Source organism: Halomonas marinisediminis (assembly GCF_004347715.1).
GTDB classification, from domain to species: domain Bacteria; phylum Pseudomonadota; class Gammaproteobacteria; order Pseudomonadales; family Halomonadaceae; genus Halomonas; species Halomonas icarae.
In genome coordinates this window covers 1-216 of the sequence record NZ_SLTR01000911.1, presented here as the reverse complement: position 1 = coordinate 216, position 216 = coordinate 1, and the positions used below count along the sequence as shown (strand labels likewise).

The following is a 216-nucleotide window of genomic DNA, read 5'->3' as shown; positions in this document are numbered from 1 at the left end:
GACGGTTTGGGCGGGCAGATATAGGTGCCGCGGGAGAGGTATTCCTTGATGATGTCGTTCTGCACCGTGCCTTGCAGTTTCGTCACGTCCGCGCCCTGTTCCTCGGCCACGGCGATGTAGAGCGCCAGCAGCCACGGCGCGGTCGCGTTGATCGGCATCGAGGTGGTCATCTGGGCCAGGCGGACGTCCGTGACGCGCGCCCGCCTGTCGCCCCGA

1 protein-coding gene is annotated in these 216 nt (G+C 66.7%); it reads right to left on the bottom strand.

Annotated elements, in window-relative coordinates; translation table 11 throughout:
- The coding region (locus E0702_RS18925) for a methylmalonyl-CoA mutase family protein (RefSeq protein WP_240721839.1) at nt 1–216 on the bottom strand (216 nt) is incomplete at both ends.